General features: G+C 60.8%; 8 protein-coding genes and 3 tRNA genes. 5 read left to right on the top strand and 6 right to left on the bottom strand.

The genetic code is table 11. The annotated features are described in order from the left end of the window. The first annotated feature begins 3 nt into the window (after positions 1-3). From AB5Y95_RS04665 to AB5Y95_RS04655, 3 genes are all read left to right on the top strand, one after another. Positions 4-80 (top strand) — tRNA-Arg (locus AB5Y95_RS04665). A 29-nt stretch (positions 81-109) separates the two neighbouring features. Further along, positions 110-186, top strand: a tRNA-Arg gene (locus AB5Y95_RS04660). A gap of 28 nt (positions 187-214) precedes the next feature. Continuing rightward, positions 215-291: transfer RNA gene (locus AB5Y95_RS04655), tRNA-Arg, on the top strand. A gap of 388 nt (positions 292-679) precedes the next feature. On the opposite strand, the gene pbpG is transcribed toward AB5Y95_RS04655, so the two are convergent. The 6 genes from pbpG to pepA all read right to left on the bottom strand — a co-directional run bounded on the left by pbpG (position 680) and on the right by pepA (position 8853). After that, complete coding sequence (gene pbpG, locus AB5Y95_RS04650) at positions 680-1507, bottom strand: D-alanyl-D-alanine endopeptidase (protein WP_065018771.1); 828 nt, start codon at positions 1505-1507, stop codon at positions 680-682. A gap of 138 nt (positions 1508-1645) precedes the next feature. Then, complete coding sequence (locus tag AB5Y95_RS04645) at positions 1646-2311, bottom strand: DedA family protein (protein ID WP_005305157.1); 666 nt, start codon at positions 2309-2311, stop codon at positions 1646-1648. Positions 2312-2329: 18 nt separating this feature from the next. After that, on the bottom strand, positions 2330-3622 hold the full coding sequence (locus AB5Y95_RS04640) for a hemolysin family protein (protein WP_025201157.1): 1293 nt from the start codon (positions 3620-3622) through the stop codon (positions 2330-2332). A 186-nt stretch (positions 3623-3808) separates the two neighbouring features. Further along, entirely contained in the window at positions 3809-6661 is a 2853-nt protein-coding gene (locus AB5Y95_RS04635; RefSeq protein WP_368159685.1) for a valine--tRNA ligase, read from the bottom strand. A 65-nt stretch (positions 6662-6726) separates the two neighbouring features. Continuing rightward, positions 6727-7182 carry a DNA polymerase III subunit chi gene (locus AB5Y95_RS04630; RefSeq protein WP_065018774.1) on the bottom strand — a complete coding sequence of 152 codons (456 nt, stop codon included), beginning with the start codon at positions 7180-7182 and terminating at the stop codon, positions 6727-6729. A 162-nt stretch (positions 7183-7344) separates the two neighbouring features. Further along, on the bottom strand, positions 7345-8853 hold the full coding sequence (pepA, locus tag AB5Y95_RS04625) for a leucyl aminopeptidase (RefSeq protein ID WP_005305141.1): 1509 nt from the start codon (positions 8851-8853) through the stop codon (positions 7345-7347). Between the two features lie 172 nt (positions 8854-9025). On the opposite strand from pepA, the gene lptF reads away from it, so the two are divergent. Together lptF and lptG are read left to right on the top strand one after the other, a co-directional pair. Further along, positions 9026-10138: an LPS export ABC transporter permease LptF gene (gene lptF, locus AB5Y95_RS04620; RefSeq protein ID WP_017765325.1), complete on the top strand. Its 1113-nt coding sequence runs from the start codon at positions 9026-9028 to the stop codon at positions 10136-10138. 141 nt (positions 10139-10279) lie between these two features. Further along, positions 10280-11350 (top strand): LPS export ABC transporter permease LptG, encoded by a 1071-nt coding sequence (lptG, locus tag AB5Y95_RS04615; RefSeq protein WP_368159683.1) that lies wholly within the window; start codon positions 10280-10282, stop codon positions 11348-11350. The last annotated feature ends 113 nt before the right edge of the window (positions 11351-11463 follow it).

Raw genomic sequence — 11463 nt, 5'->3', positions numbered from 1 at the left:
TGAGCGCCCGTAGCTCAGCTGGATAGAGTACCTGGCTACGAACCAGGTGGTCAGAGGTTCGAATCCTCTCGGGCGCACCATTTTGAAAGCAGTACACAAAAGTTTGTGAGCGCCCGTAGCTCAGCTGGATAGAGTACCTGGCTACGAACCAGGTGGTCAGAGGTTCGAATCCTCTCGGGCGCACCATTTTGAAAGCAGTACCAAAAGTTGATGAGCGCCCGTAGCTCAGCTGGATAGAGTACCTGGCTACGAACCAGGTGGTCAGAGGTTCGAATCCTCTCGGGCGCACCATACAGACAGCCTCGACTTCGGTCGGGGCTGTTTTTTTATATGGCCGCTCCGGATATGGGATACGACCCGGGTGGCTTGATACTCGTCTCTTCGTCTCTTCACCTCTTTGCTTCAACTCTGTGGCTTCGCTACTAAGATCGCGCTCACGGCAACCCCGAGTTCCGTGACAAGGGCTTCCACCTCTGCATGACGGGCGCTTGGCGCATCTCCCTGCCTCTGCGGCCCACTGCGCCGACTTTCGCGTTATCGCGCCCTGTGTGCATCCCTTGGTTCTCGGTCAACCCACGCCCCTTTCTGCTGATAAACCCGCTCAGAGGCGGGCAGAGGCGGTTTGCAGGCAATAAAAAAGGATGCCGCAGCATCCTTTTTTATCCCCGCAGTCCGGGTGTCAGCTTTTCAGCCATTTGCGAATGCGGTTGGCATCGCCGATGGGGGTGCGTTTGCCCACCGAGTTGAGCAGCACTATGGCCAGCTCCTGATTGTCCGGCTTGGCCCGCATCAGCAGACAGCGGCCCGCTTCGTCGGTATAACCGGTCTTGGAGAGGCGCACGTCCCAATCCGGGTTCTTCACCAGCGGGTTGGTGTTGTTGAACATCAGGCTGTAGGCCGGCGTGCGAAAGCGCATGTCCTTGCTGGTGTCCTGGGTGAACTCGCGGATCAGCGGCTGGCGGTAGGCCGCCGCGATGAGCTTGGCCAGATCCTGGGCGGTGGAGACGTTGCGGGTCGACAGGCCGGTGGAGTCGTAGAAGCGGCTGTTGCGCATGCCCAGCTGCTTGGCCTTGTTGTTCATGGCTCGGATGAAAGCGGGACGGCCCCCCGGGTAGTGGCGGGCAAGCGCCGAGGCCATGCGGTTTTCAGAGGACATCAACGCCAGATGCAGGGCATCGCGGCGGGTCACCTGGGTGCCCATGCGAACCCGCGAATAGGTGTGTTTGATGGCGTCTCTGTCGTTCTGGTCGATGGTCAGGGTCTGGCCGAGATCCTGGCGGGTATCCAGCACTACCAGCGCCGTCATCAGCTTGGTGAGGGAGGCGATGGGGCGCACCTGGGTGGGATTCTTCTGGTAGAGGGTCTTGCCCGTTCTGACATCCATCACCAGTGCGCTGCTCGATTGCAGCTGCAGTTTGGCCGGGTTGGGGGCAGCCAATGCTGCTGGCAGTCCCAGCAGTCCAACCAATGCATAAACCAGCGCCATAGCGCTAACCCGACACCGCATACTACCGACTCCGTTCACATGGAAAAAAAGGCGCTAGATTCACTCATTTTTACCCTCGCTTGACAAGAGTGCCAGCGGGTAAATCACCATTATTTCGCTAAAAAAAGGGCCATCTCGCGATGACCCTCTCTCTTTGCCTCAATCCCGTGGCGCACTGGCTTTGCGTTTGCTCAGCCAGCGCCAGATCAGCGCAATCAAACCGCCGACCAGCAGCACGATCGGCAGGCAGAGAATGATGCTGAGGAACTGGGACTGGTACTCGGCCGCCAGCTTGGTGTGACTGAGGAAGTAGCCGAAACCTACCAGCGGGCAGATCCACATGATGGAGCTGACCAGATTGACGATGAGAAAGCGCCCCTGGGGCAGTTCGGTGGCACCGACGATATAGGGGTAGGCTGTACGCACGAAGGCGATATAGCGGGCGGTGATCAGGGTCACGATGCCGTATTTGTCCAGCAGGTAGTAAACCTTCTGCTGGTGTTTCTCTTCCACATGGGACAGCAGCCGGTGGTAGAGCTGGGTATGGCCCAGGAAACGCCCCTGCATGTAGCCGAGCCAGGTGCCGACGAAGGTGGCCAGGATCAGCAGCGGGATCACCCCGAGGGAGAGCACGTCCTGATAGATAAGCACGCCGGTCAGGATCAGCAGGCTGTCGCCGGGCAGAAAGGCGGTGGGAATGAAGCCGTTCTCCAGCACCAGAAAGGTCAATAACACACCGCAGACCATGAAGGCCATCTTGGGATCGGATAGCGTCACCAGATCCTGATGCATAAAGGCGTGGGCCAGTTGGTAAAACTGTTCCATAGTTGCAAACTCCGCAGGTTAGCTGGGTTGATCAAGCAAGGGCATGGCAAGCACCTTGTCGATGCGCAAACCATCCATGTCAACGATTTCCAGTTGCCACTGTTCCAGGGTGACCAGGTCTCCCGTCTGGGGAACACGACCAAGGAGCAGCATGATAAGCCCTCCGAGGGTGTGATAGTGATGTTTTTCTTCCTCCGGTAGCCGAACCAGTCCCAGGCAGTCTTTCAATTCCGGCAGCGGAATGAGGCCGTCGAGCAGCCAGCTGCCGTCGGTACGCTGAAAAGCCCAGTTGTCGTCGCCGTCTTCCTGCTGGAAGTCGCCGGCCAGAGTCTCCAGCAGATCCTGCTGGGTGACCAGTCCCTGCAACTCGCCATATTCGTCCACCACCAGCACCATGTGCTCGGAGTGGGTGCGGAAGTGGTTGAGCAGCTCGAGGCCGTTGAGGGTCTCAGGCAGCAGGCTGCCATCCTGGGTCAATGCCGCCAGATCGATGGGCTCACCCTTGATATAGGCGTGCAGCACCTTGCTGACGTTGATGATGCCCACCAGTTCCGACAGGTTGCCGTCGCAGACCGGGAAGAAGCTGTGGCGATACTCCACCAGCCGCTGCAGGTTGACCTCCAGCGGCAGGGCGAGGTCGAGATAGCGGATGTCGCTGCGCGGCACCATCAGCGAGGAGAGGCTGCGTTCGTCGAGCCGGAATACGTTGCGCAGCATGGTGTGCTCATGATCCTCGATGATCCCGGCTTCCGAACCCTCCACCAGCATGGCGTGGATCTCCTCCTGGGTCACGTTGGCGCTGGCATCCTGGCTGACTCTCAGCAGTCGCAGGCTGGCCTTGGTGGAGGCCGACAGCAGCCAGACGAAGGGACGGGTAAGGGCGGCCAGCCACAACATGGGGCGGGCCACCAGGCAGGCGATGCGCTCGGCACTGATCTGGCCGAGCCGCTTGGGCACCAGTTCGCCGATGACGATGGAGAGATAGGTGACCACCACTATGACCAGCACGGTGGCGATGAGGCCGCTGCTCTTGGGGGTCATGCCCCACTCCTGCAGCCAGAGCGCCAGCGGCTGGGCCAGCAGGGATTCGCCGTAGATACCGTTGAGCAGACCAATACTGGTGATGCCGATCTGCACCGCGGAGAGAAAATGAGTGGGATCTTCGCTCAGCTTGAGCGCGATGGCGGCGGAGCGGCTCCCTTCGCTGACCATCTTGCTGAGGCGTGCCTTGCGTGCGGTGACGATGGCGATTTCCGACATGGCGAAAACGCCATTGAGCAAAATCAATCCAAACAGGATCAATATTTCCATACTGCGGCAGCACTCCTAGTAGAAAGATCGCTGGCAGTGTAATGAATTTGGGGGCGCTGCGCTTGTGAAAGCGGGTGATTTGGCTCGCTAATTTTGCATGACAACGCGCGAAATGAGGGGGAATGGTGGTGGGCGGGCAACAAAAAGCCCCCTGCAGGAGGGGGCTTTTGCGAGGCGGATGCCGGCTTACAGCGCGGCGATCTCGGCCTGCTGGGCTTCCAGCTTGGTCAGCTGGAGGCGGTAATCTTCCAGTTTCTCGCGCTCCTTGGCGATGACCGCTTCCGGCGCCTTGGCGACGAAGGCCTCGTTGCCAAGCTTGCCTTCGATGCGGCCACACTCGCCCACCAGACGGGCTACCTCTTTGGCCAGACGGGCCAGTTCGGCATCCTTGTCGATGAGACCGGCCATCGGGATCAGCAGCTCGGTGGCACCGATCAGCTTCTTCACCGACAGTGGCGCGGCTTCACCTTCGCCAAGCACGCGGATGGATTCCAGACGGGCAAGCGACTTGAGGAAGGCCTCGTTGTCGGCTGCACGCTCGGCATCCTTGGCATCGCACTGGAGCAGCACGTTGAGCGGGACGCTCGGTGCCACGTTCATCTCGGCGCGGATGTTGCGGATGCTGACGATGAACTCCTTCACCCACTCCTGATCCGCCATCGCGGCTTCGTCCACCTTGGCGGCGTCGAACTCCGGGAAGGCCTGAACCATGATGGTGTCGGCGTGTACGCCAGCCAGCGGGGCGACCGATTTCCAGATGGTCTCGGTGATGAACGGGATGATCGGGTGTGCCAGACGCAGCAGGGTTTCCAGCACGGTCACCAAGGTATGGCGGGCAGCGCGCTGCTCGGCCTCGGAACCCTTGGTCAGTACCGGCTTGGTCAGCTCCAGATACCAGTCACAGAACTGGTTCCAGATAAATTCGTACAGCACGCCAGCCGCGATGTCGAAGCGGTAGGTATCGAGGGCGGTGCGGAAGTCACGGATGGCCACTTGCAGCTGAGACTGGATCCAGCGATCTGCCAGACTGAACTGCATTTCGCCACCGGCAAAACCGCAATCCTGATCTTCGGTGTTCATCAGCACATAGCGGGAGGCGTTCCACAGCTTGTTGCAGAAGTTGTTGTAGCCATCCAGGCGCTTCATGTCCCAGTTGATGTCACGACCGGTAGAGGCCAGCGCCGCCAGGGTGAAGCGCAGGGCGTCGGTACCGTGGGCCTCGATCCCTTCCGGGAACTGCTTGGCGGTACGCTTGCCGATCTTCTCGGCCATCTGCGGCTGCATCATGTTGCCGGTGCGCTTCTCCAACAGATCTTCCAGGCTGATGCCGTCGATCATGTCGAGGGGATCCAGCACGTTGCCCTTGGACTTGGACATCTTCTGGCCCTCTTCGTCACGAATGAGGCCTGTGATGTAGACGGTTTTGAACGGCACTTGCGGCTGGCCGTTCTCGTCCTTGATGAAGTGCATGGTCATCATGATCATCCGGGCGATCCAGAAGAAGATGATGTCGAAGCCGCTCATCAGCACGTCGGTCGGGTGGAAGGTCTTGAGCGCTTCTGTGTTGTTCGGCCAGCCGAGGGTGGAGAAGGTCCACAGGGCGGAGCTGAACCAGGTGTCGAGCACATCTTCGTCCTGACGCAGCACGGTCACGGACGGGATGCTGTGCTTGGCGCGCACTTCATCCTCGTTGCGACCCACGTAGACGTTGCCGGCGTCGTCATACCAGGCCGGGATGCGGTGACCCCACCACAGCTGACGGGAGACGCACCAGTCCTGAATGTCGCGCATCCAGGAGAAGTACATGTTTTCGTACTGTTTCGGCACGAACTGGATACGGCCATCTTCCACCGCCTCGATGGCGGTCTTGGCCATGGGGGCCACGCGCACGTACCACTGGTCGGTCAGCATCGGCTCGATGGGCACGCCGCCGCGATCGCCGTAGGGCTGCTGCAGCACGTGATCCTTGATCTCGGCCAGCAGGCCCAGCTCGTCCAGCTTGGCGACGATGGCCTTGCGGGCGGCAAAGCGCTCCATCCCGGCGAACTCGGTCGGCAGGGTGGCGTCATAGGCGGTGCTGGGGTTGCCGTTGGAGTCAACCACTTCGGCCTCGGCGCGCACGTGGGCGTCCAGAGTGAAGATGTTGATCATCGGCAGGTTGTGGCGCTTGCCCACTTCGTTGTCGTTGAAGTCGTGGGCCGGGGTGATCTTCACGCAGCCTGTGCCCTTCTCCATGTCGGCGTGCTCGTCGGCGACGATGGGGATCAGGCGGTTCACCAGCGGCAGCAGAATGTGCTGACCGATCAGCGCCTTGTAGCGCGGGTCTTCCGGGTTCACCGCCACGGCGGTATCACCCAGCATGGTTTCCGGACGGGTGGTGGCGACGATCAGGTGATCCTGGCCTTCGGCGGTCTTGGCGCCGTTGGCCAGCGGGTAGCGCAGGTGCCACATGTGGCCCTTGATCTCGCGATTTTCCACTTCCAGATCAGAGATGGCGGTGTTGAGCTTGGGATCCCAGTTCACCAGGCGCTTGCCGCGGTACATCAGGCCATCTTCGTAGAGACGGACGAACACTTCCTGCACAGCAGCGGAGAGGCCTTCATCCATGGTGAAGCGCTCGCGCTCCCAATCCACGGAGTCGCCCAGGCGGCGCATCTGGCGGGTGATGGTGCCGCCGGACTCTTCCTTCCACTGCCAAATCTTGTCGATGAAGGCTTCCCGGCCATAATCGTGGCGGGTCTTGCCCTCTTCTGCGGCGATCTTGCGCTCAACCACCATCTGGGTGGCGATACCGGCGTGGTCGGTACCCGCCTGCCACAGGGTGTTCTTGCCCTGCATGCGGTTGTAGCGGATCAGGGTATCCATCAGGGTTTGCTGGAAGGCGTGACCCATGTGCAGGCTGCCGGTGACGTTCGGCGGCGGGATCATGATGCAGAAGGAGTCTTTGCTGGTGTCGCCGTGGGGCTTGAAGTAGCCCTGAGCTTCCCAGTGCTGGTAGAGCGCCTGTTCGATGGCGTTGTGATTAAAAGTCTTTTCCATGGTCTCGCCGTAATCTGGATGGATGGATTCTGGTGTTGATTCGTGGTGGATCACAGGCGGCGCAGTCAGGGCTGCGCCGGATCCGGTGCGGCAAGGACGGGCTGATCCCTCATCTCGAGGGCGTGGCCTGCCTGGCGATAGTGCTTGTAGCGCTCGCGGGCTTGCTGCTTTTGCGTTTCGTCAGTGGGGACAAAATCTACCACTTGAGCGAAGTGTCCTGCAAACAAAGGTGTCTGTTTGGCCAGATTGATGAGGCGGGCGTAGCGCCGCCGTGGCGGCTGGTGGCCGATCTCCACCGGGGCCTGGCCGCTCTCACCCTGCAACTGGTGCGGCACGAAGCGCTCCGGCGGCAGCTGCCACAACAGCTCGTCGAGGCGCAGGGCCTGAGCCTCATCGTCGCAGAACAGATAGAGGTGGCCCGCGCCCCACGACTCGGCCGCAAGGCTGCAGGCGAGTCGCTCGACGGCAGAGGCCTGCGCGTCATCCGGTTCGCTCATCAGGTAAAAAGTCACTTGGCTCATCAGGTTGATCCCGTTTGCGGTGACGGATAATTGACCGCCGGTAAGGACGGGCAGGGGGTATTCCTGCCCACCCTCAATGAAACAAGGAAGAGGCGGGCCTCTTCCTTGTGGTGCAGGGCAACTTCCGCTCGCCCGATGACATCGCCGGGCGAGGTGCGGAAATTACTCCTTCTCTTCGATGTCCACCCCTGACCGGTTCAGCAGGAACTGGGTCAGCAAGGGCACCGGACGCCCGGTGGAGCCTTTCTCCTTGCCACTCTTCCAGGCAGTCCCGGCGATATCCAGGTGGGCCCAGTTGTACTTCTTGGTGAAGCGTGACAGGAAGGCTGCGGCGGTGATGGTACCGGCCGGACGACCGCCTATGTTGGCCATGTCGGCAAACGGACTCTCCAGCTGTTCCTGATACTCGTCGAACAGCGGCAGACGCCAGGCGCGATCACCCGCCTGCTCGGAGGCATTGAGCAGCTCGTGGGCCAGCGGGTTGTGGTTGGCCAAGAGGCCCGTGGTGTGGTGACCCAGGGCGATGATGCAGGCACCGGTCAGGGTGGCCACGTCGATCACGGTTTCCGGATCAAAGCGATCCACGTAGGTCAGCGCATCGCACAGCACCAGGCGGCCTTCCGCATCCGTGTTCAGCACTTCGATGGTCTGGCCGGACATGGAGGTGAGGATGTCGCCCGGACGATAGGCGTTGCCACCCGGCATGTTCTCGCAGCCCGCCAGCACGCCGATGACGTTGATGGGCAGCTGCAGCTGGGCCAGGGCGTGCATGGTACCGAGCACGGAGGCGGCGCCGCCCATGTCGTACTTCATCTCGTCCATGCCGTCGGCCGGCTTGATGGAGATGCCGCCGGAGTCGAAGGTCAGTCCTTTGCCGACCAGCACGATGGGCTTGGCATCCGGATGACCCTTGTATTCGATGATGGCCATCATGGCTTCGTTGTCGGAACCGCGCGCCACCGCCAGGTAGGAGTTCATGCCGAGCTCGGCCATCTCCTGCTCGCCGATCACCTTGGTGGTGATGTTGTCGAAGGCATCGGCCAGACGACGGGCCTGGGAGGCGAGATAGGCCGGATTGCAGACATTGGGCGGCATGTTGGCCACGTCGCGACAGACGCGCACCCCTTTCGCCACGGCCAGGCCGTGGGCGATGGCTTTTTCACCAATGGTCAGTTCCCGACGCGTCGGCACGTTGAACACCAGCTTGCGCAGCGGACGGCGCGGCTCGGCCTTGTTGGTCTTGAACTGGTCGAAACTGTAGAGGCCCGCCTTGGTGGTTTCTACCGCCTGGCGCACCTTCCAATAGGTATCCCGTCCCTTGACGTGCAGCTCGGTCAGGAAGCAGACCGCTTCCATGGAGCCGGTTTCGTTGAGGGTGGTGATGGTCTTGTTGATGATCTGCTTGTACTGGCGTTCATCGAGTTCCCGCTCCTTGCCGCAACCGACCAGCAGCACGCGCTCGCTGAGCACGCCCGGTACTTGATGCAGCAACAGCATCTGGCCTGGTTTCCCTTCCAGGTCGCCACGGCGCAGCAGCGAGCTGATGTAGCCATCGCTGATCTTGTCCAGCTGTTCGGCAACCGGAGAGAGGCGACGCGGCTCGAATACGCCGACCACGACGCAGGCACTGCGTTGCTTCTCAGGACTGCCACTCTTTACACTGAACTCCATGGAATCTCCTACATCCTAAAGACAAAAGGCACCTTTTATTGAATAATGCGGTGCTTGTTGGGGTATCAGAGGCGGAGCGAACAGGCACTGGCCCCGCAGTTCAAACTGGTAAAAATCCAATATACGGCCCTATTTTTCAGGCATTCGACTAAAAACACAAGTTTACTTGGGAATGACTGTGATCGTTTTCCGATATTTGTTCAGGGAAACCCTGAAAACCCAGCTGGCGGTATTATTCGTGCTGCTGCTCATCTTCGTCAGCCAGCAATTCATCCAGATCATCGGCGATGCCGCCGATGGTGAGGTGCCGACGCGCCTGGTCTCCACCCTGCTGCTGCTCAACCTGCCGAATATGGCCCTGTTGATGCTGCCCATCAGCCTGTTTTTGGCCATCTTGTTCGCTCACGGGCGCCTCTACGCTGAAAGCGAGATGACGGTGATGCATGCGGTAGGCTTCAGCCACCGTTTCGTGATGCGCAGCGCCATGGTACTGGCCCTGCTGACGGCGGCCGTCGCCGCCTTCAATACCGGCTGGATTGCCCCGCAGGCGAAGGAGCGCGAGTACCAGGTGATCGACGAGTTCAAGGCAGATCCGGGGATCTCCTTCCTGCAGGCCGGCCGCTTCATGGAGCTCGACAAGGGTCGCCTGGTGGCCTACATCCAGGACCTGAATGACAAGGGCTCCAAACTGCAGAAAATCTTCGTGTTGCAGCGCTCCCAGGATGGCAAGCCGCCGTCAGTGGTGGTGGCGACCGAAGGGGTGGTCACGGTCGACAGCAACGGCCTGCAGTGGCTGACCCTGAAGGATGGTTCTCGCTACGAGGGGCACTTCAATACCCGCCAGTTCCAGATCTCCGAGTTTGACGAGTACAGCCTGGTGATCCGCCAGCAGGAGATGGAGCGCTCCAACCGCAAGGCGGCGGCCAAGCCGACCATGGAGCTGCTGGGCACCCAGGACAACCAGCTGATGGCCGAACTGCAGTGGCGCCTGTCACTGCCGCTCTCCATTCTGGTGCTGACCTTCCTGGTGGTGCCACTGGCGCGGGTCAACCCCCGTCAGGGCCGCTATGCCAAGCTGTTGCCGGCCATCCTGCTCTACCTCTCCTACTTCCTGCTGCTCAGTGCCGCCCGTTCAGCCATCGACAGCGGCCGGCTGCCGCACTGGCCCGGCATGTTCCTGGTGCCGCTGGTCTATCTGCTGCTGATCGGGTTGCCGCTCAACCTGCAGGGCACCAGCTGGTGGAACGGGGTCAAGACCCTCTATTTCAAGAGAAAATCGGCATGATGTTGCCATCTGGGAGTCTCTACTGATGTTTGGCATTCTCGATAGACATGGCGACCGGGTCATTTTGCTGTCGCCCCCGCTCCATACGTCTGTATTTGAGGGAAAAATCAGCATGATGCTGCAACCGGGGAGTTTCTGCTGATGTTTGGCATTCTCGATAGATATATCGGCCGGATCATTTTCATGTCGGTCCTGCTGTGTGAGATCACGCTGGTGGGCCTTGCGGCGCTGATCAAGTACGTGGAGCAGCTGAAGTCGGTAGGGGAAGGCAACTACGACATGCTCAGCGCCCTCTACTATGTGCTGCTCTCCATGCCGAAAGAGGCGGTGCTCTTCTTCCCGCTGGCGGCCCTGCTGGGCGGCCTCATCGGTCTGGGCCAGCTGGCGACCAGCTCGGAGCTGGTGGTGATGCAGGCGGCGGGCCGCTCCAAGATCAGTATCGTGATGGCGGCGCTCAAGACCGCCATCCCGCTGATGCTCCTGGTGGGGCTGATGGGGGAGTACGTGGCGCCCATCGCCAAGCGGATGGCGGATGACATCAAGGCGGGGGCCCTGTCGGAAGGGCGGCTGACCGTATCGGCCTACGGGGTGTGGGCGCGCGATGGCAACAACTTCGTCAACATCAACGGGGTGCGCAACGATGGCGCGTTGACCGGCATCACCCTTTACCGTTTCACCCCGGAGCGCAAGCTGATCGATATCCTGCAGGCGCAGGAAGGGGTGTTCGAGCAGCATCACTGGCTGCTCAAGCAGGTGCAGGTGACCCGTTTTGACGATCCCAAACAGATCCTGAGCGAGACCCAGCCCCAGATGGAGTGGAGTTCCGAGCTCACCCCCAAACAGCTGGGGGTGGTGAGCGTCGATCCCGAAAACCTGCCGGTGGCGGGACTGCTGGATTACATCGGCTATCTGGATGCCAACAAGCAGGATGCCGGGCGCTACAAGCTGGAGATGTGGCGCAAGCTGTTGTCACCGCTCTCGGTGGTGGCCATGATCCTGCTGGCCTCCTCCTTCATCTTCGGTCCGCTGCGCTCGGTCAGCATGGGCGCGCGGATGCTGATGGGGATCATGACCGGCTTTGCCGTCTACGTCAGCGATCGGGTGTTCGGTCCCGTCAGCCTGGTGTACGCGGTGCCACCGATCCTGGCAGCCATAGCACCGAGCCTGCTGTTTGGCGGTATCTCCTTCTATATCCTGAGCCGCAAGCAGTAGCGACCTGAAGGGGGGTGTTGCTGCTGACAAAGGCGGCCATCGCTCTTGCTGCACTGCTGTTTAGCGGTATCTCCGTCCATATCCTGAGCCGCAAGCAATACGCGTCGGCCAGC

The organism is Aeromonas sp. R5-3, from assembly GCF_040908225.1.
GTDB lineage: Bacteria > Pseudomonadota > Gammaproteobacteria > Enterobacterales > Aeromonadaceae > Aeromonas > Aeromonas dhakensis.
The sequence above is the reverse complement of the archived record's forward strand: the minus strand, read 5'-3'. Positions and strand labels throughout refer to the sequence as shown.